18 protein-coding genes are annotated in these 23042 nt (G+C 49.7%); 6 read left to right on the forward strand and 12 right to left on the reverse strand.

What is annotated here, in order from left to right; all coding sequences use genetic code 11:
• Positions 1-19: 19 nt before the first annotated feature.
• Positions 20-2080, forward strand: coding sequence for a polyphosphate kinase 1 (gene ppk1 / locus EC843_RS07820; RefSeq protein ID WP_064544485.1), 2061 nt, complete (start codon positions 20-22; stop codon positions 2078-2080).
• 4 nt (positions 2081-2084) lie between these two features.
• Positions 2085-3626: an exopolyphosphatase gene (gene ppx / locus EC843_RS07825; protein WP_064544483.1), complete on the forward strand. Its 1542-nt coding sequence runs from the start codon at positions 2085-2087 to the stop codon at positions 3624-3626.
• Positions 3627-3831: 205 nt separating this feature from the next.
• On the opposite strand, the gene EC843_RS07830 is transcribed toward ppx, so the two are convergent.
• The gene (locus EC843_RS07830) at positions 3832-6069 is read right to left on the reverse strand and encodes an EAL domain-containing protein (protein ID WP_133522010.1); all 2238 of its coding nucleotides are present in this window, start codon (positions 6067-6069) and stop codon (positions 3832-3834) included.
• 365 nt (positions 6070-6434) lie between these two features.
• Here EC843_RS07830 and EC843_RS07835 point away from each other — a divergent pair, with 365 nt between their 5' ends.
• Together EC843_RS07835 and EC843_RS07840 are read left to right on the forward strand one after the other, a co-directional pair.
• Positions 6435-6605: a YfgG family protein gene (locus tag EC843_RS07835; RefSeq protein ID WP_083963314.1), complete on the forward strand. Its 171-nt coding sequence runs from the start codon at positions 6435-6437 to the stop codon at positions 6603-6605.
• A gap of 150 nt (positions 6606-6755) precedes the next feature.
• Positions 6756-7646 carry a manganese-dependent inorganic pyrophosphatase gene (locus EC843_RS07840; RefSeq protein WP_121815110.1) on the forward strand — a complete coding sequence of 297 codons (891 nt, stop codon included), beginning with the start codon at positions 6756-6758 and terminating at the stop codon, positions 7644-7646.
• Between the two features lie 192 nt (positions 7647-7838).
• Here EC843_RS07840 and guaA read toward each other — a convergent pair whose 3' ends face one another.
• Together guaA and guaB are read right to left on the reverse strand one after the other, a co-directional pair.
• Positions 7839-9416: a glutamine-hydrolyzing GMP synthase gene (gene guaA / locus EC843_RS07845; protein WP_064544477.1), complete on the reverse strand. Its 1578-nt coding sequence runs from the start codon at positions 9414-9416 to the stop codon at positions 7839-7841.
• Positions 9417-9484: 68 nt separating this feature from the next.
• Positions 9485-10951 carry an IMP dehydrogenase gene (gene guaB, locus EC843_RS07850; RefSeq protein WP_064544475.1) on the reverse strand — a complete coding sequence of 489 codons (1467 nt, stop codon included), beginning with the start codon at positions 10949-10951 and terminating at the stop codon, positions 9485-9487.
• A 169-nt stretch (positions 10952-11120) separates the two neighbouring features.
• On the opposite strand from guaB, the gene xseA reads away from it, so the two are divergent.
• Entirely contained in the window at positions 11121-12503 is a 1383-nt protein-coding gene (xseA, locus tag EC843_RS07855) for an exodeoxyribonuclease VII large subunit (protein ID WP_133522011.1), read from the forward strand.
• 3 nt (positions 12504-12506) lie between these two features.
• Here the strand turns inward: xseA and EC843_RS07860 are convergent, their stop codons facing one another.
• The gene (locus EC843_RS07860; protein ID WP_133522012.1) at positions 12507-12728 is read right to left on the reverse strand and encodes a zinc ribbon domain-containing protein; all 222 of its coding nucleotides are present in this window, start codon (positions 12726-12728) and stop codon (positions 12507-12509) included.
• 211 nt (positions 12729-12939) lie between these two features.
• Between EC843_RS07860 and EC843_RS07865 the strand changes: the two genes are divergently transcribed.
• A complete protein-coding gene (locus EC843_RS07865; RefSeq protein ID WP_064544469.1) occupies positions 12940-13548 on the forward strand; it encodes a lysozyme inhibitor LprI family protein in 609 nt (202 codons plus the stop codon).
• An 84-nt stretch (positions 13549-13632) separates the two neighbouring features.
• On the opposite strand, the gene der is transcribed toward EC843_RS07865, so the two are convergent.
• The 8 genes from der to ndk form a co-directional block, all read right to left on the reverse strand.
• Positions 13633-15138 (reverse strand): ribosome biogenesis GTPase Der, encoded by a 1506-nt coding sequence (der, locus tag EC843_RS07870; RefSeq protein ID WP_064544467.1) that lies wholly within the window; start codon positions 15136-15138, stop codon positions 13633-13635.
• Positions 15139-15258: 120 nt separating this feature from the next.
• Positions 15259-16440, reverse strand: a complete 1182-nt coding sequence (gene bamB, locus EC843_RS07875) for an outer membrane protein assembly factor BamB (RefSeq protein WP_133522013.1) — start codon at positions 16438-16440, stop codon at positions 15259-15261.
• Between the two features lie 10 nt (positions 16441-16450).
• The gene (locus EC843_RS07880) at positions 16451-17071 is read right to left on the reverse strand and encodes a YfgM family protein (protein ID WP_064544463.1); all 621 of its coding nucleotides are present in this window, start codon (positions 17069-17071) and stop codon (positions 16451-16453) included.
• Positions 17072-17107: 36 nt separating this feature from the next.
• Entirely contained in the window at positions 17108-18382 is a 1275-nt protein-coding gene (gene hisS / locus EC843_RS07885) for a histidine--tRNA ligase (RefSeq protein WP_121815105.1), read from the reverse strand.
• Between the two features lie 117 nt (positions 18383-18499).
• On the reverse strand, positions 18500-19621 hold the full coding sequence (gene ispG / locus EC843_RS07890) for a flavodoxin-dependent (E)-4-hydroxy-3-methylbut-2-enyl-diphosphate synthase (protein WP_121815104.1): 1122 nt from the start codon (positions 19619-19621) through the stop codon (positions 18500-18502).
• A 37-nt stretch (positions 19622-19658) separates the two neighbouring features.
• Positions 19659-20669 (reverse strand): cytoskeleton protein RodZ, encoded by a 1011-nt coding sequence (gene rodZ / locus EC843_RS07895; RefSeq protein WP_064544458.1) that lies wholly within the window; start codon positions 20667-20669, stop codon positions 19659-19661.
• 440 nt (positions 20670-21109) lie between these two features.
• Positions 21110-22276 (reverse strand): bifunctional tRNA (adenosine(37)-C2)-methyltransferase TrmG/ribosomal RNA large subunit methyltransferase RlmN, encoded by a 1167-nt coding sequence (locus EC843_RS07900; protein WP_064544455.1) that lies wholly within the window; start codon positions 22274-22276, stop codon positions 21110-21112.
• 176 nt (positions 22277-22452) lie between these two features.
• The gene (gene ndk, locus EC843_RS07905; RefSeq protein WP_064544453.1) at positions 22453-22884 is read right to left on the reverse strand and encodes a nucleoside-diphosphate kinase; all 432 of its coding nucleotides are present in this window, start codon (positions 22882-22884) and stop codon (positions 22453-22455) included.
• Positions 22885-23042 lie beyond the last annotated feature (158 nt).

Consider the following 23042-nt stretch of genomic DNA (forward strand, 5'->3'; position numbering starts at 1 on the left):
AAAACGCAAGTGAGGGCTAATGGGTCAGGATAAGCTGTATATCGAAAAAGAACTGAGCTGGTTGTCTTTTAACGAACGTGTGCTCCAGGAAGCAGCGGACAAAATTAATCCGTTGATTGAGCGAATGCGTTTTCTCGGCATCTATTCGAATAACCTTGATGAGTTTTACAAAGTCCGTTTCGCTGAACTCAAACGGCGCATTCTGATCAGTGAAGAACAAGGTACGGCGCCCAATTCGCGTCATTTACTCAATAAAATTCAGGCGCGGGTGCTGAAAGCCGATCAAGAATTTGATGGCTTATACAACGATCTGCTGCTGGAAATGGCGCGTAATCAGATATTTTTGATCAACGAACGCCAGCTTTCCCCAAATCAGCAAAACTGGCTGCGCCACTACTTTAAACATTATCTGCGCCAGCACATCACCCCGATTCTGATTAACCACGACACCGACCTGGTGCAGTTCCTGAAAGATGATTACACCTATCTGGCGGTAGAAATTATCCAGGGCAGCGACATCCGCTACGCCTTGCTGGAAATCCCGTCCGATAAAGTGCCGCGTTTTGTGAATCTTCCACCGGAAGCACCACGCCGCCGCAAGCCGATGATCCTGCTGGATAACATTCTGCGCTATTGCCTGGACGACATTTTTAAAGGCTTCTTCGATTACGACTCATTAAACGCGTATTCGATGAAAATGACTCGTGACGCAGAATATGATCTGGTCACCGAAATGGAATCCAGCCTGCTGGAACTGATGTCATCAAGCCTGAAACAGCGTTTGACCGCCGAACCGGTGCGCTTTGTGTATCAGCGAGATATGCCCGACGCGATGGTTGAAATGCTGCGTAATAAGCTCACCATCACTAATTACGACTCTATTATTCCTGGTGGTCGGTACCACAATTTTAAAGATTTCATTAGCTTCCCGAATGTCGGCAAAGCCAATTTAATCAACAAACCGCTGCCGCGCCTGCGTCATATCTGGTTCGACAAATTCCGCAACGGCTTTGATGCGATCCGTAATCGCGACGTGCTGCTCTATTATCCGTATCACACGTTCGAGCATGTGCTGGAATTGCTGCGTCAGGCCTCGTTCGACCCCAGCGTACTGGCGATAAAAATCAATATTTACCGTGTGGCAAAAGACTCGCGCATCATTGAGTCGATGATCCACGCCGCGCATAACGGCAAGAAAGTCACCGTGGTGGTTGAGTTGCAGGCGCGCTTTGACGAAGAAGCCAATATTCATTGGGCAAAACGCCTGACGGAAGCCGGCGTGCACGTTATTTTCTCCGCACCTGGGCTGAAAATTCACGCCAAGTTATTCCTGATATCCCGTAAAGAAGGTGAGGAAGTGGTGCGTTATGCCCACATCGGCACCGGCAACTTTAACGAGAAAACCGCCCGTCTTTATACTGACTATTCGTTGCTGACCTGTGACGCACGTATCACTAATGAAGTACGCCGGGTATTCAACTTTATCGAAAACCCGTATCGTCCGGTGACCTTTGAGCACCTGATGGTCTCGCCGCAAAACTCGCGCCGCCTGCTGTACGATTTGGTCGATAAAGAAATTGCCAATGCGCAAAACGGACAACCGTCTGGCATTACTCTGAAACTGAATAATCTGGTCGATAAAGGGCTGGTAGACCGGCTGTATGCTGCGTCAAGCTCTGGCGTGAAGGTGAATCTGTTGGTGCGGGGAATGTGTTCGTTAATCCCTAATCTGGAAGGCATCAGCGATAACATCCGCGTGATCAGTATTGTTGACCGTTATCTGGAACACGATCGCGTCTATATTTTTGAAAATGGTGGCGATAAGAAAGTCTATCTCTCCTCCGCCGACTGGATGACCCGTAACATTGATTACCGCATTGAAGTAGCCGTCGCTATTCTCGACCCGCGCCTGAAACAGCGGGTGCTGGATATCATTGAAATTTTATTCAGTGATACGGTGAAAGCGCGCTACATCGACAAAGAACTCAGTAATCGCTATGTGCCGCGTGGCAACCGCCGCAAGGTGCGCTCGCAACTGGCGATTTACGATTACATCAAATCTCTGGAACAACCTGAATAACGCCATGCCGATAAAAAAACACGCTCCACGACCGCAAGAATTTGCCGCGGTAGACCTTGGTTCGAACAGCTTCCACATGGTTATCGCCCGTGTGGTTGATGGCGCGATGCAAATTATCGGGCGCCTGAAACAACGCGTCCACTTAGCTGATGGTCTGAATGCTGATAACGAGTTAAGCGAAGAAGCAATGGAGCGTGGGCTGTCATGCCTGGCGTTATTTGCTGAACGCCTGCAAGGGTTCTCAGCCGAAAATGTCTGTATTGTCGGTACGCATAGTTTGCGCCAGGCGGTCAACGCCGAAGCGTTCCTGAAACGCGCCGAGCAGGTTATTCCCTACCCGATTGAAATTATTTCCGGTAACGAAGAAGCGCGTCTGATTTTCATGGGTGTGGAACATACCCAGCCGGAAAAAGGCCGCAAACTGGTGATTGATATTGGAGGGGGTTCCACTGAACTGGTGATTGGCGAGGATTTTGAACCGAAGCTGGTCGAAAGCCGCCGTATGGGCTGCGTGAGCTTTGCGCAAAACTTTTTCCCCAACGGGAATATCACGCCAGAAAACTTCAAACGTGCGCGCCTTGCCGCAGTGCAAAAACTGGAGAATCTCTCCTGGCAGTATCGCTTGCAAGGCTGGAATGTGGCGATGGGCGCTTCCGGCACCATCAAAGCCGCTCATGAAGTGCTGGTGAATATGGGTGAGAAAGACGGAATAATTACCCCTGAACGCCTGGAAATGCTGCGCGATGAAGTATTGAAGTACAAGAGTTTCAGCGCCATGAGCCTGCCGGGGTTATCCGAAGAACGAAAAGCGGTATTTGTGCCGGGTCTGGCGATTCTTTGCGGCGTGTTTGATTCACTGGCAATTCGTGAATTACGTCTGTCTGACGGAGCGCTTCGCGAAGGTGTGCTGTATGAAATGGAAGGCCGTTTCCGCCATCAGGACATTCGTATTCGCACCGCGCAAAGCCTGGCGGATCAGTACCATATCGATAGTGATCAGGCTAAACGGGTACTGACAACCACCGAGCATATGTATCAGCAGTGGGAGATTCAAAACCCGAAACTGGCCAATCCCCAGATGGGCGCACTACTGAAATGGTCTGCGATGCTGCACGAAGTGGGGCTGAATATTAATCACAGCGGGTTACATCGCCATTCAGCTTATATTCTGCAACACAGCAACTTGCCGGGGTTTAACCAGGAACAGCAGATGTTGATAGCTTCCCTGGTGCGCTATCATCGTAAAGCGATAAAGATTGACGATCTACCACGCTTTACCCTGTTTAAGAAAAAGCAGTTCTTGCCGTTAATTCAGATCCTGCGCCTCGGCGTGTTGCTTAATAACCAGCGCCAGGCCACCACCACCCCACCGACTCTGGTGCTGGAAACGGATGAAAGCCATTGGACGTTGCGTTTTCCACACGACTGGTTCAGCCAAAACACGCTGGTGTTGCTGGATTTAGAGCGTGAACAGCAATATTGGGAGAGTACTCCCGGATGGCGGCTCTCAATCGAAGAAGAAGTCAGCCCGAACGTGGCTGCCTGACAGCAAAAAGCACAAACGCCCTGATGGGCGTTTCAGACTGATGACAAACCTCTTCGTAGGTCGGATAAGCGCAGCGTCATCCGACACTTTTATCTGCAACAACAGGCGAAAATGGTGGATGGCGCTAGCGCTTATCCCCCTTACAACACCTGTTTAATGACCGTTGTCAGCCATCTAAAACGCCCATCAGGGCGTTTATTGCTTTCTACGCCTTATCTGGCTGCTCAAGCAGAGTTTCAAGCAGTTGCGGGCGTCCTATCAAATAGCCCTGGACGTAATCGATTCCGAGGCTTTGCACGGCGGCTTTGACCTGTTCGCTTTCAACATATTCAGCCACCAGCTGCATCTTTTTCATGCGTGCCAGCTGACAGATAGAATCCACAATCTGATAATCCAGGCTACTGGTCATCATATTGCGAATAAAACTGCCGTCGATTTTGAGGATGTCCGCATTAATATCTTTCAGACGTGCATAACTGGCGTAACCGGTACCAAAATCATCAATCGCTATCCGGCACCCCATATTTTGTAATGCGTTCAACGTCGCATTGACCTGTTCAATATTAGTTAACGAGTTGCTTTCAGTAATTTCAAAAATAAGCTGCCAGGGTTCAATGCTGTAGCATTTCAACAAGTTTTTCACTTCACTGGCGAACTGCAATCGTCCCACCGATGCCGGAGTTAAGTTGATGGAAAAACGGCTGCCGGGGAGTTGTTCCCGATGGTTATTCATAAATTTCAATGTGGCTTCTAATACCCATCTATCGATTTTAGAAGATAAGCCAAACTCATGTGCCACCGGCAAAAACGCGTCAGGCATAAACAGATTATCCCCTGCGTTATCGCCCTTCATACGCAGCAATATTTCATGATAATTATCGCCGCGGATCCCTTCGATACGCTGCACCATCAACACGAAACTTCCGGAATCAATCGCTATCTGCAGGCGGTTCATCATTGCGACTTTATTTCTCACCGCGTTCTGCACATGGTTTGACCCCTGTTGCTGCAAGCTTTCTGGTTTTAGGGTCGTTAGCGACAAGTCAGCCATGGTGCTGAGTTCGCCCAGCAGGTAGTAAATGTGGGTGACGGGTTGGCGAATATGGCAATAACTGATGCCCACTTGTGGCTGCATCGCCATGCCATCCCACATAAAGCGAAATTTTTTCACATGCTGATCAAGGGACTCAATGCGCTCATGATACGAATCATAATTTACGCGCACTGCCAATTCATGGCCTGACAGGTGATAAACATTTTCGTTATTGCTCAAGAAATGTTGCAGATAATCATTGAGCTGCTGCTTATATTGGATACGTAGTTGTACGCCGTAGTTACGCCCTAAAAGCTCTAGCTCTGGCACACGCAAAAAAGCTAACGCCGACCACGGATGAGTGGATAACTCGCGGTTAAGTGCCCGTAAATTTGGCATCTGTACGACGGGGTCAATAAACGCAACACGGCGTGCTTTTCTATGCAGAAAGCGCTGGCGAGTGGTGACAACCGCCATCAGATAAATAGTCACCGAGAAGACGGCGTAACACGATGAAGCTATAGCCAGATGGAGCTGAAAGCCCATGTAGGGCGGCAAGTAGTTATGAAAACCGCTGCACAGGATAGTTAAAATAACGGTCCAGATGGTGGTGATAAACAGGAAACCAAAACGCATCGCCCCCCACAGCATGACCGGCAGGATGAGCGTTAGCGTGTAATCGGTAGTGAAAATGGTGCTGTAATCATTATTTGGCAATAACAGCAGGCTAATCAGAAGGACGACAAATGCGGCCCAAAGTGCCATCTCCGTTTTCGTCACCCCCGACTGCATCTGCGCTTTCATTCGCGAAACAAACGAGAAAACAAAACGCGGATTGCGGCACATCCGGATGACGATATAAAAGAACGGTATACCGGTTAAACAACCAATCAGCACTGCCTGAAAATTGATTAATGTCCTGGCATGGAAAAGATTTTCTACACTGTTTTGGCCCGCAACCTGGTACCAGCCAAAGAAAATACCAAACTGGTAGATAGCCCAAAAAATCAATGAGTTGATCAGTATCAACCAAATCATGCGTGGTGCTGTAAGGGTGATGACACCAAACATAACTGAATTGCGTCGGGGCACGAAAATACGATAGCCACCCCAGCTTATCATTATGGGAATTAAGAAATGTATGACCGCAATTAATGGGGCAAACTCACCACTAAATGGAATAAAGCAGATCGATAGCGCAAGCATAATTCCCGGCAGGGCTGCCCATCCGAAAATCAACATAAATGCGGTCATCAAACCAAGCGGCATGTAGACCAGGAACACCAGCCCGCCATCCATGATGGTATGGGCGTTACACCACATCGCGATGGGCAGCAGAATACTCGGCAGCACCAAAGGAAGCGCCCACCATTTGTTTTTAGATTTCTGATACCAGCTTGCCAGATACATTGATTGTCGCCAAAAACCCTGTCATCCAGCCTGGGTAAACTCCGAACAGGAATCCTGCCTGGTCGATAAGCCATATTGCTATGGAACGGAGTGCAGATTTTAGTTAGGGATTATCTGATGAAGGTGATCTATATCAACTTCTTGCCGGAGTTTTCATTTCTTGAGTAAAGAATTCAAAACAATGACTGTATATATATTAATCAGCCAATATTAAGATATGCTCATATAACAAGGGTGAATGATTCCGTAAATGACTCTGAGATGTCCGGCATTTGACCTTCAAGTAACGCTGTGTCTAAATACCACCGTCGCCCGCGGTTGACGGGTAAACATCAAGGTTCATTTGCGTGACACAGGTTACGAGTATGCGAAGACGACATAAGTTTAACAATCGTATGACCCGCATTATTCTGCTCATCAGTTTTCTCTTCCTTTTTGGCCGTTTTGTCTACTCTGCTATCGGTGCCTGGTACCATCATCAGGACAAAGTAGAAACACAGCAAAACAGCTTGTCTGTGGATAACACTAGCCGGTAACGCCTCACCTCAAAACATTGATATTCTAACCGCCAGACAGGTGGTCGATTCTGCTCGCCTGAACATTGTGAAATGACTGCGGATGGCGACCTATACTCTAACGACCCGCCATGAAGCGCGAAGAATAAATTTGTGACCAGGAGAGATTAAATGATACATGTCTTTGGCCATCTGAATCCCGACAGCGATACGGTCTGCACTGCATACATGGCTGCGCGTTGGCTGACGATTAAAGGGCAAAATGCTCAGGCATTTCGCCTCGGTGAATTAAACCCAGAAACAGCCTATATTTTTCGCCATGCCGGCCTGACGCCTCCGCCGCTGCTTGATGATTCCCTGGCGGGCAAAGATGTCTGGCTGGTTGATTTCACCGAACCCGCTCAGGGGCCTGCGTCACTGAGTGAAAGCAATGTTGTCGGGATTATCGACCATCACCGTCTTGGCGGCCTAATCACTCAACTCCCCCCTGAAGTCTGGATAAAACCTGTCGGCAGCAGTGCGACCTTGTTATGGCAGTTGATGACCCCAGCTATTCGCCGTGAGATTTCCCCTGGCGAAGCCATTTTGCTGTTAGGAGCCGCGCTGAGTGATACCGTAGCACTTCGCTCGCCGACCACCACTGACGACGATCGCCAGGCCATTGATGAGCTCTGCTCTCTGGCAAAAGTAGATCGGGAAGATTTCATTCGTGATTTACTGACCGCGAAGACAGATATTGTCGGTTTGAGCGCAGAAGAGTTGCTGAATAAAGACAGTAAAATGTTTGATATTTCGGGGAATAAAGTGCTAGCTGCACAACTCGAATTATATTCGCTGGACCAGGTAGAACCGCTTATGGATGAACTTAAATTAGCGATGGAACAGCGGGTCACCACATCCGGGGCTGACCTGGTGGTTTTGATGCTGACCGATATCAGCGCTGAGTGCTCAAGGCTCTATTTTGCTGGCCCTGCACTTGCCGATAATGCCCCCTGCACCATCGCCGGAATGTTAAGTCGCAAAAAACAGCTCCTTCCCTGGCTGCATGCGCGGCTTGGTTAAATTACATCATAAAAAAAGCCCATTAAAAAATGGGCTTCGACTGATGACAAACCTTTTCGTAGGTCGGATAAGCGCAGCGTCATCCGACAAAACTGGCGAATGACGCAAACGCTTATCCACCCTACAAAACCCGTTCATCACCCTTTGTCAGCAATCGACTGCCAGATAGTGACAGTTATGCCTAAAGACGGGTTATTCCCACTCGATAGTCGCTGGCGGTTTGCCAGAAATATCGTAAACCACGCGGGAAATGCCGTTAACTTCGTTGATAATGCGGTTGGATACACGGCCAAGGAAATCATATGGCAGGTGTGCCCAATGCGCGGTCATAAAGTCGATGGTTTCCACTGCGCGCAGTGAGACAACCCAATCGTATTTACGGCCATCGCCCATCACGCCAACGGAGCGAACTGGCAGGAACACGGTGAATGCCTGGCTTACTTTGTTGTAGAGATCTGCTTTATGCAGTTCTTCAATAAAGATGGCATCAGCACGACGCAGCAGGTCGCAGTATTCTTTCTTCACTTCGCCCAATACGCGCACACCAAGACCTGGCCCCGGGAACGGGTGACGGTAAAGCATGTCGTACGGCAGGCCGAGTTCCAGACCAATTTTACGTACTTCGTCTTTGAACAGCTCACGCAGCGGCTCAACCAGACCCATCTTCATCTCTTTCGGCAAGCCGCCCACGTTGTGGTGAGATTTGATGACGTGTGCTTTACCGGTCGCAGAGGCAGCAGATTCGATAACGTCCGGGTAAATGGTACCCTGAGCCAGCCACTTCACATCTTCCAGTTTCAGTGCTTCTTCATCGAACACTTCAACGAACACACGGCCGATGATTTTACGTTTCGCTTCTGGTTCGTTCTCGCCCGCCAACGCAGACAGGAAGCGTTCTTCACCTTTAACGTGAACAATGTTCAGGCCGAAGTGGTCGCCAAACATGTCCATCACTTGTTCAGCTTCGTTCAAACGCAGCAGGCCGTTATCCACGAATACGCAAGTCAGACGGTCGCCAATCGCGCGGTGCAGCAGCATAGCGGTAACGGAAGAATCCACGCCACCAGACAAGCCCAGAATAACTTTGTCGTTACCCACTTGTTCACGCAGACGAACAATCGCGTCTTCGATGATTTTTGCCGGAGTCCACAGCGCTTCGCAGCCACAGATATCCAGAACAAAACGCTCCAGCAGACGCTGACCCTGACGGGTGTGGGTCACTTCCGGGTGGAACTGCACACCATAAAAACGTTTTTCTTCGTTTGCCATAATCGCAAACGGGCAAGTCTCGGTGCTGGCAACGGTAACGAAGTCAGACGGGATCGCAGTGACTTTATCGCCGTGGCTCATCCAGACATCCAGCAACGGTTTACCATCGGCGCTCAGGGAATCTTCGATACCGCGAACCAATGCGCTATCAGTTTTCACTTCAACTTGCGCGTAACCGAACTCACGTTCACTGGAACCTTCAACATGGCCGCCGAGCTGCATCGCCATGGTCTGCATGCCGTAGCACACACCAAATACTGGCACACCTGCAGTAAAGACATATTCAGGCGCTCGTGGGCTGTTCTGCTCGGTAGTACTTTCCGGTCCACCAGAAAGAATGATACCGCTTGGATTGAAATCACGAATCTGTGCTTCCGTGACATCCCATGCCCACAGCTCACAGTAAACGCCAAGCTCGCGCACACGACGCGCAACGAGTTGAGTATACTGAGAACCGAAATCAAGGATAAGTATGCGATGTTTATGGATATTTTCCGTCATTGACGCTTATTCCAAGGCAAGTGAAACAGATAAAGAAAATCGCCCGGCATAAAGCCGGGCGAGGAGAATCAGGAGCCCATACGGTAGTTCGGGGACTCTTTAGTAATCGTCACATCGTGGACGTGACTTTCCTGAATACCCGCACCGCTGATGCGTACAAATTCCGCTTTGGTACGCAGGTCGTCGATGGTACCACAGCCGGTCAGACCCATACAGGAACGCAGGCCACCCATCTGCTGGTGAACGATCTCTTTCAAACGGCCTTTGTAAGCCACGCGACCTTCGATACCTTCCGGTACCAGTTTGTCGGCTGCGTTGTCAGTCTGGAAGTAACGGTCAGAAGAACCTTTAGACATCGCCCCCAGAGAACCCATACCACGGTAGGATTTGAAAGAACGGCCCTGGTAGAGTTCGATTTCGCCTGGAGATTCTTCAGTTCCTGCCAGCATGCCGCCAACCATCACAGCAGATGCGCCCGCCGCGATAGCTTTAGCGATATCACCAGAGAAGCGGATACCGCCGTCAGCAATAACAGGAATGCCTGTGCCTTCCAGTGCTTCAACAGCATCAGCAACCGCAGTAATTTGCGGAACACCCACGCCAGTGACGATACGAGTGGTACAGATGGAGCCTGGGCCGATACCGACTTTAACCGCACTCACACCAGCGTCAGCCAGCGCACGAGCGCCATTGGCTGTAGCAACGTTGCCGCCAATGATTTGCAGGTCAGGATATTTAGCGCGAGTTTCACGAATACGTTGCAGAACGCCTTCGGAATGACCATGAGAGGAGTCAATCAGTAAAACGTCGACACCAGCGGCCACCAGAGCGTCGATACGCTCTTCGTTGCCCGCACCTGCGCCTACGGCCGCCCCAACACGCAGACGGCCCTGGTCGTCTTTACAGGCGTTAGGTTTACGTTCCGCTTTTTGGAAGTCTTTTACGGTGATCATACCGTGCAGATGGAAATTGCCGTCAACGACCAACGCCTTCTCAACACGCTTTTCGTGCATTTTAGACAGCACGACATCACGAGCTTCGCCTTCTTTCACGGTAACCAGACGCTCTTTCGGGGTCATGTACACGCTAACAGGCTGGTTTAAGTCGGTGACAAAGCGAACGTCGCGACCGGTAATAATACCGACCAGTTCATTGGCTTCAGTGACCACAGGGTAACCCGCAAAACCATTACGTGCGGTGAGTTCTTTAACTTCGTGCAGAGTGGTTGTCGGCAGCACGGTCTGTGGGTCAGTTACAACGCCACTTTCGTGTTTTTTCACGCGTTTGACTTCTTCAGCCTGGCGCTCAATAGACATATTTTTGTGAATGAAACCAAGTCCACCTTCCTGAGCCAATGCGATGGCCAGACGGGCTTCCGTTACGGTATCCATTGCTGCTGAGAGCATAGGGATATTCAAACGAATAGTTTTGGTCAATTGGGTGCTGAGATCGGCCGTGTTAGGCAGAACTGTAGAGTGAGCTGGAACGAGGAGAACGTCATCAAACGTCAGTGCTTCTTTAGCGATTCGTAGCATGGCAATATCTCAACCTGGGGTGAATGAGAACAGATAAAATATTGCCGCGGCATTATACAGAGCGGAATCGATTGCATCCACACTTTTTTAAGAAAACTCCTTGCCAAGACGAATACGAAAGGTACTATCGACCGAATAACTTGCTGATTTAGAATTTGATCCAGGTCACATGCCAACGAAAAATACCCCTGCAATTTTTACTGTCAGCCGCCTGAATCAGACGGTGCGTATGCTGCTGGAACAAGAGATGGGGCAAGTCTGGATCAGCGGTGAAATTTCCAACTTTACCCAACCGGCTTCCGGTCACTGGTACTTCACACTCAAAGACGATACCGCTCAAATTCGTGGGGCGATGTTCCGCAACAGCAATCGTCGCGTCACCTTCCGTCCGCAACACGGGCAGCAGGTTTTGGTGCGCGCCACGCTCACACTGTATGAACCGCGTGGTGACTACCAAATCATCGTAGAAAGTATGCAACCTGCCGGTGAGGGGCTGTTGCAGCAGCAGTATGAAGAATTAAAACAGCGCCTCACCGTTGAAGGTTTATTCGACCAAATTCATAAGCAGCCATTGCCAACCCCTGCGCATCAGGTTGGGGTCATTACCTCAAAAACCGGTGCCGCACTGCATGACATCCTGCATATCCTGAAACGTCGTGACCCTTCGTTGCCAGTGATCATTTACCCCACTGCGGTTCAGGGCGCCGATGCGCCACTGCAAATCGTGCGTGCTATCGAATTGGCCAACCTCCGCAAAGAGTGCGACGTGTTGATTGTTGGGCGCGGCGGTGGTTCGCTGGAGGATTTGTGGAGTTTTAACGACGAGCGCGTGGCTCGCGCCATATTTGCCAGTCAAATTCCCGTAGTTAGCGCCGTAGGCCATGAAACTGACGTCACGATCGCCGATTTTGTCTCCGATGTTCGTGCTCCGACCCCTTCTGCAGCGGCAGAAATTGTTAGCCGTAATCAGGTGGAGCTGTTACGCCAGATTCAGTCGCAACAGCAACGCATGGAAATGGCGATGGATTACTACCTCGCCCAGCGCTCGCAGCGTTTCACCCGCTTACATCATCGTTTGCAACAACAACATCCACAGCTGCGTTTAGCTCGCCAGCAAACTACGCTCGAGCGCTTGCAACAGCGCCTGAATGGAGCAATGGATGCCAAACTGCGCCGCACCACTCAGCAGCAGCAACGCCTGATGCAACGTTTGAATCAACAACAACCGCAGCCAAGAATTCACCGTGCGCAGACTCGCTTGCAACAACTTGAATATCGCTTATCGCAGGTTGTGACTGCCCGCCTGAGCAATACCCGCCAGCGCTTTGGCACCGCTATTGCGCAGCTTGAAGCAGTCAGCCCGCTGGCAACCCTTGCGCGTGGTTATAGCGTGACTACGGCGACAGACGGCAAAGTGCTGAAAAAGACCAAACAAGTGCATTCCGGAGATACGCTAACGACGCGTCTGGAAGATGGTTGGGTGGAAAGCCAGGTCACCGGCATTACACCGGTGAAACCTGTTCGCAAGCGAAAAACGGTTGCGAAAAGTTAGAACTTAGTTCGCAACAGGCACGAAATCGACGCGTTTCTTCGAAATCAATCCGTGGCCGTTTTGGCAGAAATAGTCGACTGCGCCACACGCTTTTAAAACTTCCAGCGGCTTATGGCAATCCGGGCAGCGGGCTTCCAGGCGAAAATCCTGCTTGCAGGTTTCGCAGCGCGCGCCCGAGTCTGTTTGCTGTAATGGGGTTTCACACACCGGACATTTCACTTCCATAATTACTCCTGACAACTCTTCGCGATATTTGTCTTTTGATGATAAAGACAAACCTGCCAATAATCACCAATAACACTCCCCATGCTGGCAAACGGCTATTGGGGATGTCGTGTTGGGCGGGGTTCATTTATTTAAAACCAGATAGTGCTGATTGGAAAAAATGGGTGAATAGTGAATAACTTAATTTAGTATTTTTACCTGAGGGTTCATCATGAAAAAGTTGCTTCTTATCGCAGTGGCCTTACTCCCTCTCTCAGCATTGGCTGCCCCTCCGCAGGCGTTCAATTTTAGCTGTGGGAAAACTGGCGGAACTTACAGTGACGGTAAAGGTGGCGTGTGGGTGAATGGTCAAAAAGCGACGATTAAACAGAGCAGCCCGACCTATTGGGAAGCGACCAGTGGAAAAACAGTGATCAGCATTGTGCGTTCAGCAGACGGTAATCCTGAGATTTCTTTTACCGGCCCCAATCGTACTCACGGCGTCTGTTTGCCTGAAGATGAAGTAAGCTTTGCACCGACTGCACAGAAAAAAAATGAGCAGAAATCTGGGCCTTCATTTTCATGTTCAGCAGTAAGTAAAGGCAGTATGGAAGAGTTGATTTGCCAAAACGAAACGCTTTCCGCGCTGGATCTCAAACTGGCGAATATCTACAAGCAAGCTCTGGTGAAATCAAATAATAATTCCACGCTTAAAGCTGAGCAGCGTGGATGGATTAAGGGGCGTGATGAATGCTGGAAAGCAGATGACAAAACCTCTTGCCTGAATGACTCATATCAGCAACGCATCAGCGAATTACAGAAAAAGTACCAGGTACAATAAGCAAAATCGTTACCAATAGCCTGAATGTATAAAAGCCCGCGATGCGGGCTTTTTGTTTTGCTAACGGCTGGTAACCGCGCAGTTTTATTTGCTTTTCTTGATGTGCTTGATCAAACGCTTACGCTTACGCATCTGATTCGGTGTCAGCGTGTTACGTTTGTTGGCAAACGGGTTCTCGCCTTCCTTGAACTGGATACGGATTGGCGTGCCCATAACATCCAGCGATTTGCGGAAGTAGTTCATCAAGTAACGCTTGTAGGAATCCGGCAGGTCTTTCACCTGGTTGCCGTGGATGACGACAATTGGCGGGTTATAACCACCGGCGTGAGCGTATTTCAGCTTAACACGGCGACCACGAACCAACGGTGGCTGGTGATCTTCCGCAGCCATGGTCATGATGCGAGTCAGAAGCGCGGTGCTTACACGACGCGTGGAGCTGTCATAGGCTTCGCGAACAGATTCGAACAGGTTGCCAACACCGCTACCGTGCAACGCAGAGATAAAGTGCACACGAGCAAAATCGATGAAGCCGAGACGGTAATCCAGGGTCTCTTTGACTTGCTCCCTGACTTCGTTGCTCAGACCATCCCACTTGTTGACCACAATCACCAGTGAGCGCCCACTATTCAGGATAAAGCCGAGCAGCGACAGATCCTGATCAGAAATACCTTCACGAGCATCGATAACCAGCATCACAACGTTGGCATCTTCAATCGCTTGCAGGGTTTTGATTACCGAGAATTTCTCAACGGTTTCAGTGATTTTGCCACGCTTACGAACACCTGCGGTGTCGATAAGGATGTATTCGCGCTCGTCACGTTCCATTGGAATGTAGATGCTATCGCGCGTGGTTCCCGGCATGTCATAGACCACAACACGGTCTTCGCCAAGAATACGGTTAGTAAGCGTTGACTTACCTACGTTCGGACGACCAACAATTGCCAGTTTGATGGGTAAATCGATAGGGTTGAAAGCTTCTTCTTCCTCTTCTTCAATCTCTTCGTCGTCTTCAGAAACAATGCCATGTTTAGCATTGAATGCCGCCCAGTAGGCTGTATCTTCATCGATCTCTTCTTCCGGTTCACGCGGATTAGTTTCATCGATGAACGGAATCAGCACGTGTTCCAGCAGCGTTGTTACGCCGCGGCCATGAGATGCTGCGATAGGGTGAATTTCACCTAATCCCAAAGAGTAGAAATCGATAACCGCCTGATCAGGGTCCATGCCGTCAGTTTTATTCGCCACCAGGAAGGTTGGCTTCTGACGAGAACGCAGATGTTTGGCAATGGCTTCATCGGCAGGCATCAGGCCTGCACGCGCATCCACCATAAACAGCACTACATCGGCTTCTTCAATCGCTAACAGCGACTGTGCAGCCATATGTGTTTCAACGCCATCTTCCGTTCCATCAATACCACCGGTATCAATGGCGATAAATTCGCGACCTTCCACTTCAGCACGACCATACTTGCGGTCGCGAGTCAGCCCCGGGAAATCCGCGACCAGCGCATCTCGGGTACGCGTCAAGCGGTTAAACAACGTGGATTTTCCGACATTAGGGCGCCCGACAAGCGCAACCACAGGTACCATGATAAAAGCCTCATTACTCAAAATTCATCATAAAACGACGTCAAATCACATCGTTTCTAAAAACAGGAAACGGCTCCCGGACTACAGGAACCGTTTTTCTCTTAATTACTTCAGGCAAGTCTAACGCTTGATAGCGTACAACGTACCGTCTTTTGACTGAATCAACAGCTTGTCACTGGCAACAACTGGGTCAGTCTGGAATCCAGAACCGTCCACTTTTTGTTGGGCAACAAAGCGACCGTCATCAGCGTTGAGCCAGTGCATATAACCTTCACTGTCAGCGACAACCAGATAACCGTTGTACAGAACAGGTGAAGTCAGATTACGGTGCAGCAGATCACTTTGCGTCCACATCGTGACACCGCCATCAGCATTCAGTGCAATCACGCGGTCATTTTGGTCAACGAGGAAAATACGGTTCGCATCAACAAGAAAGTCGTTTACTGAACCTAATTCACGTTTCCACATCACCTGGCCTGAACGTAAGTCCAGCGCCGTCAGGTTACCGTTATATGCCAGCGCATAAACCACACCGTTAACAACAACAGGGGTCGTATCGACATCGCTCAGACGGTCAATCTCTGTCGAACCGGTTGCCTGAGAGATACGTTGCTGCCAAATCAACTGGCCTTGCTTCAGCATAACCGCGCTTACACGGCCGTTATCACCGCCAACAATTGCAGCACCAAACGCGACTGCAGGTGCTGATTCGCCACGCAGAGAAAGTGCTGGCATATCCAGGTTCACCGTCCACTTCACGGCACCATCAGCTTCATCAAATGCCTGAAGCTGGCCATTGCTGGTATGAACCAGAACTAAACCATCGCTAACCACTGGGCGAGAAAGCACTTCGCCAGCGGCCTTGCTTTGCCATGCAATACTACCATCAGAGGTGTTAAGCGCATAAACCTGCGCTTTTTCACTACCAACGTAAAGATGTGCACCTTCAACAGTTACGCCACCAGAAAGCAGTGCCGAAACGTTGCTGGTATAAAAGCTCGTTTTTTCGGAAAGGTCGACAGACCAGACTTCTTTACCGTCATCCGCGTTAACGGCTTTCACGATACCACGGCGATCGGCTGCATAAATGTTGCCGTCCTGCCACGCTGGATGCAAATTGGAATAGAAATCACCCACTCCGCTACCAACAGAAGTACTCCATGATTTTTCAGGTTCGAATTGGTTTTCGACTGTCGGCAGTGGAGACATTTGAACCACATCTTCTTCACCGCTAAACAGTGAACAACCGCTGAGCAGCGTCAGAGAAATCAGCCCTGGTACAAGTAGTTTACGCAATTGCATCGGGTCCCTCTTAGCTCGACAAATTATTAATTTTCATCTGCATCATTTCGCGCAGAGCTGGAGAAGCATCAGTTTGTGAGCCTTTGCTCCACGCATCGCGTGCACCTTGCTTATCACCTTTGCTGAGCAGTGCTTCACCGCGTAAATCAGCGATAATGGCTACCCAACCTTCACCTTTAATGCTATCAAGCGTTTTCAGCGCGGCATCAATTTGCTTTTGTTGGATTTGAACACGTGCCAGACGCACGTTAATCAACGCCTGCAAATTTTCGTCTTTAGTACTGCTCAGACCCTGCTGCAATTGAGCTGCCGCTTTCGCGAGGTCGTTGTTATCTGCATACTTCTGAGCAATTTCCAGTGATGCCAGGGCACCATAAGTGTTCTTCGTGTTTGCAGCGAATTTCTCTGCTGCACTCAACGTTGCAGGTTGGTCAGCACGCACAGCTTGAGTCACGGTTTGATACTCAAGAGAAGATGCCATTGAGCTTTCAGCCTGATGGCTATTCCAGTAACGCCAACCAACCAGTGCGCCAATACCCAGAACCACGCCCACTACCAGCGCTTTGCCGTTTTCGGCAAAGAAGCGTTTTACCGCATCAACCTGCTCGTTATCGTTTTCGTAAATTTCCACGCAGTCCTTCTCCTTAACGATTAATCACTGGGGAAATTAACCCAGTAGCGCCTGTAAATGAGCGACCGCGTTTACTTGTTCAACGGTAGTTTGCTCACCCGTGCGCAGATCCTTCACGACGACCTGACCATTAGCAACTTCAGTTTCGCCCAGCACCAGTGCAACACGTGCACCCCACTTATCTGCACGGACGAACTGTTTCTTGAAGTTACCACCGCCGTAGTTAGTCATCAGCTTGATAGCCGGGACCTGGTCACGTAATTGCTCAGCCAACAGCATTGCCTTAGCTTGCGTTCCCTGACCTGACGATATCAGGTAAATATCGACAACAGATTCTGCTTTAAATTCCGGATTAATGGCCTGAACCAGTAAAACAAGACGTTCCAGACCCATTGCGAAGCCAACAGCAGGCGCTGCACGGCCACCCAGTTGCTCAACCAAGCCGTCATAACGGCCGCCCGCACAAACGGTGCCTTGAGAACCCAGGCTGCTTGTTACCCATTCGAAAACGGTACGGTTATAGTAATCCAGGCCGCGCACCAGGCGCTGATTCACGGTATACGCGATACCGGCAGCATCCAGGTACTGACACAGACCTGCGAAGTGTTCGCGAGACTCTTCGTCCAGATAATCGCCAAGTGTTGGCGCATCATCCAGCAATGCCTGAACGTCTGGATTTTTTGAGTCCAGTACGCGTAACGGGTTGCTGTACATGCGACGCTGGCAATCTTCGTCGAGCTTCTCTTTATGCTGTTCAAGGAACGCAACAAGCGCGTCACGGTAGTTAGCGCGCGCTTCAAGAGAACCGATAGAATTCAGTTCCAGACTGACGTGTTTGTCGATACCCAAGGCACGCCACCAGCGAGCCGTCAGCATGATCAGTTCTGCGTCAATATCAGGCCCTTGCAGACCAAAGACTTCGACACCCAACTGATTGAACTGGCGATAGCGCCCTTTTTGCGGACGCTCATGGCGGAACATCGGCCCGATGTACCACAAGCGCTGTTCCTGATTGTACAGAAGACCATGTTCGATACCGGCACGCACGCAGCCCGCGGTGCCTTCAGGGCGCAAAGTCAGGCTATCGCCGTTGCGGTCCTCAAAGGTATACATCTCTTTTTCAACCACGTCGGTCACTTCACCGATGGCGCGTTTGAATAACGGGGTCTGCTCTACAATCGGCAAACGGATTTCACTGTAACCGTAGCTGCCGAGCACCTGTTTCAGAATGCCTTCAATGCGCTGCCAGATGGCGGTTTCGCCAGGCAGGTAATCGTTCATGCCGCGGATGGCTTGAATGTTTTTTGCCACGTTTATTCTCTACCGAATTTATACAAAAAATGAACCCGAAATCAGACTGTTTGCTATCGCGAAACGTCTGGCGGGTTCAATCATACACGGGAAGCCGAATGCTTCCCATGTTTCGCACTATTTTTCCAACTGCTGGATATTAATCCGTTGCGATTCATCAAGCATGGAGGCCTTGGCACGAATACGCGCTTCAAGTTGCGCAATCATGTTGTCGTTGTCCATTCGCTCACGTTGACGCACGCCGTCTTCGTAGAAACCGCTTTTCTTGTTGCCACCCGTCACGCCCAAAGTGGAAACCAGTGCTTCACCCGGCCCGTTCACCACACAACCGATGATCGAAACATCCATTGGCGTGATGATATCTTCCAGGCGCTCTTCGAGAGCGTTCACGGTACTGATAACATCAAATTCTTGGCGCGAACACGTTGGGCAGGCGATGAAGTTAATACCACGAGCACGAATACGCAAAGATTTCAGGATGTCGAAACCAACCTTGATCTCTTCTACAGGATCGGCCGCCAGTGAAACGCGCAGCGTGTCACCGATGCCTTCAGAAAGCAGCAAACCCAGGCCAATCGCAGACTTAACAGAACCGGCGCGCAGGCCCCCCGCTTCGGTGATCCCAAGATGCAACGGTTGATCAATCTGTTTAGCCAGTAAACGATAGGATTCAACCGCAAGGAAAACATCCGACGCTTTGACGCTGACTTTGAACTGATCAAAGTTAAGACGATCAAGATGATCGACATGACGCATCGCTGACTCTAACAACGCCTGCGGTGTGGGTTCGCCATATTTTTCCTGGAGATCTTTCTCCAGCGATCCGGCATTAACGCCGATACGAATAGGGATATTTTTGTCGCGGGCGCAATCGACAACCATACGAATACGCTCTTCATTACCAATGTTACCAGGGTTGATGCGCAGGCAATCAACGCCATACTCAGCAACTTTCAGGGCGATGCGGTAATCAAAATGGATATCAGCGACCAGCGGGACATTGACCTGCTGTTTTATAAGCTTGAACGCCTCTGCTGCGTCCATAGTCGGTACAGATATACGAACGATATCGGCACCCACTCTTTCTAACGCTTTGATCTGATTAACTGTTGCTTCAACATCCGTAGTACGGGTGTTGGTCATAGACTGGACGGCGATCGGTGCCCCGTCGCCGATTGGCACATTCCCGACGTAGATCCGTGTGGATTTTCTACGTTGAATTGGGGCTTTATTATGCATTACAAATCTCCACAATTACGCGTCATGCTGGCTGCGATTATTCAGCACTTACCGTCAGACGCGCAACCTGGCTAGTTCTGATAAATCGACTCAGGTCGACAGGTTTACCCTGAAACTGAATCTGTACTGCCGCCGGAGCACCAATTTTCAACTTATACGGAGCCTGGCCGGCTAAATTCAAATTGCCATCTTTACGCTGCATGCCGCTGAATAATTTTTTACCCGTCGCATCGGTCACTTCAAGCCAGCAATCGGCATTAAAATTCATGACTAACGCATTCGGATCTGCTGCCGCCGTGGCAGGATTAGTCACAGCGGCTTGATCGGTCGGTAAGGTGGCATTTGGTGCAGGCGGCGTAGTGGCCTGCACATTTTCAACAGGAGCCTGGCCTGGAGCCACTACAGCGGAGGAGTCCGCTGGAGTGGTTTGCTGGGCCGTTGCTGCCGGAGCCAGATTTTGTGTTGAATCAGTTCCAGGTGCAGATTGTGTCGCAGGTGCCTGCACGGGCTGCTGTGCTGAGGTATCAGTTGCAGATGAATCATTGGTACTCAATGGAACTGATTGAGAATTGCTATTGCTTGCTGAAAGTTCAGCTGAAGATTGATCTGCCATCGTCGAAATCTCTTCCTGTTGCGCTTTGTGGTTTTGCCACCACCATGCGCCCGTCAGACCGACAACAACAAACAGAACGAGCCAGGTAAAGCTCATTAACCAACCGTCACGTTTCTTGCGACGTTTCCCCAGGGAAAAACTTTGCATTGGGGCAACTTTGGCAGCCTTAATCGGTGCCTGTTTTGCCATCATCGGCAACAGTTCTTCTTCAGGGATACGCACCAGTCGTGCATAAGAGCGGATATAACCACGCAGGAACGTAGACGCTAACTCGGCAGGCGCCTTGTCATCTTCAATATCCCGGACGGTAGAAACCTTCAGGCACAGGCGTTCTGCCACAGCTTGTTGGCTAAGACCGAGTTCTTCACGAGCGGTACGTAGACGTTCACCCGTGGTTTTTGCTGCATTTGATTCTTGAGTGGCTTCAGTATTCATTAGCTACAACTACTGGTGCTGTTCGATTGAGGAATTAGGCAGGAGCCTTGTCGCACAGCATTTCCGCTACGCCACACTCTCCCGCTCCGCGAAACTAATTTATCTTCTGAAGGGCACCCCTTCAGACAACATAATATTCAGCTCAAACTACTCATTCACCTAAAACAACTGCATTACATGAACGATTTGTCACCGATGAGTTAACCATAGACATCATTTTGAATGTTGTCAGTGGATTGCGACCCATGATGGCTTAAATAGATGCGCCTAAACTATTGTTGTGCCGCTACATACTGCCTTAAAGTGCGGTGAAACGCACAGTAATTATTAATCTTAAACACGCTTGCGAACCTTGCATAACTGCAAGATATCACTACGTGTTTTTTGCGCCGTACAGCGGCATGACTGCATGGCGCCAGTCTGTTCAAAATGAATGCTTATCAGACTGCTTTAACATCAATAGGTTCACCCTGCATACGTTTGCGCAACGTACGTTTGGTACGGTCAATCACTTCACCTGCCAACTGGCCGCAAGCCGCATCAATATCATCGCCACGCGTTTTACGCACGATGGTTGTGAAACCGTAGCTCATCAGTACTTTCGAGAAACGGTCAATTCGGCTATTGGAACTGCGCCCGTATGGTGCCCCCGGGAACGGGTTCCATGGGATTAAGTTAATTTTACACGGCGTATCTTTAAGACATTCAGCCAGTTGATGCGCATGTTCAGTACCATCGTTGACGTGATCCAGCAGAACGTATTCCACGGTGACACGGCCCTGGTTGGCATTGGATTTCTCCAGATAGCGACGAACAGCCGCCAGGAAAGTCTCGATGTTGTACTTTTTGTTGATCGGCATGATTTGGTCACGAATATCATCGGTCGGTGCATGAAGAGATATAGCAAGTGCTACATCAATCATATCGCCCAATTTATCCAGAGCCGGAACTACACCCGATGTGGAAAGCGTTACGCGACGTTTAGAAAGCCCAAAACCGAAATCATCAAGCATGATTTCCATTGCTGGAACCACGTTGTTGAGATTCAGCAGCGGCTCACCCATGCCCATCATCACCACGTTGGTGATAGGACGTACGCCGGTTTTCTTTTGTGCACCGATAATTTTCGCCGCACGCCATACCTGGCCAATAATTTCAGAAACACGCAAGTTACGGTTAAAACCTTGCTGAGCGGTTGAGCAGAATTTACATTCCAGGGCACAACCAACCTGAGAGGAAACGCACAGTGTGGCGCGGTCTTCTTCAGGGATATACACGGTTTCGACCAGTTGATCAGCGATTCTGATTGCCCATTTGATGGTGCCATCGGCAGAACGTTGCTCTTCAGCAACTTCAGGAGCGCGGATTTCAGCGACTTCTTTAAGTTTGTTGCGCAGAACTTTGTTGATGTCGGTCATGTCATCGAAATCATCACTGCAATAGTGATACATCCATTTCATGACTTGATCAGCGCGGAAAGGTTTTTCGCCCATATCAGCGAAGAACTCACGCAGTTGCTGGCGGTTAAGATCCAACAGGTTAATTTTTTCTGACTTGTTGGAAACGACTGAAACAGGCGTCTCAGGAGTGACAATTTGCTCTGACATATTTTCTTCCGGCCTCGTTGTTACACGTTACGGCCCCAGGAGGGTTAAAAAGATACGCCCCAGAGAGCAAGCTCATCCGGGGCGTAGCATTGTACAAATTCTATGGCTCAGATGCCATGACTGAAAGCGATGTACATACAAATAAAATGTAACGGCCGCTTAACAGATAGTGCTAATTAACGAGTGCGCGGACAAACTTCGCCTTCAGCGAAGAAATAGGCGATTTCACGAGCAGCAGATTCTAAAGAATCAGAGCCGTGGGTGCCGTTCTCGGTGAAGCTATCAGCGTAATCTGCGCGCAGAGTCCCTGCCAAAGCGTTTGCTGGGTTAGTCGCGCCCAGAATGTCACGGTGACGCTGAACGGCGTTTTCACCTTCCAGAACGCTAACCACGATTGGGCCAGAAGTCATGAACGCAACCAGACCATCGAAGAATGGCTTACCTGTGTGCTCAGCATAGAAGCCTTGAGCCTGTTCTGAAGTCAGGTGCAACATTTTGGCGCCAACAATTTTAAACCCTGCGGATTCAAAACGAGCATAAATATTACCAATAACGTTTTTTGCCACCGCGTTTGGTTTGATGATGGAAAAAGTACGTTCAATAGCCATGATTACCTCTGTGTCTGTTCTGTTTGCCCGGTCCCCACCATTCTTCATTTAGGGGATACCCGGTTATGATTTGGCGCCGATTATAATGAGCAAGTCTCGAGTTGCCTATGGATGCAGGTAACATTTTTTTAAAATAAAACGAACATCGGCAACACTTC

Origin of the sequence: Buttiauxella sp. JUb87, from assembly GCF_004361975.1 — a bacterium.
Lineage (GTDB): Bacteria > Pseudomonadota > Gammaproteobacteria > Enterobacterales > Enterobacteriaceae > Buttiauxella > Buttiauxella ferragutiae.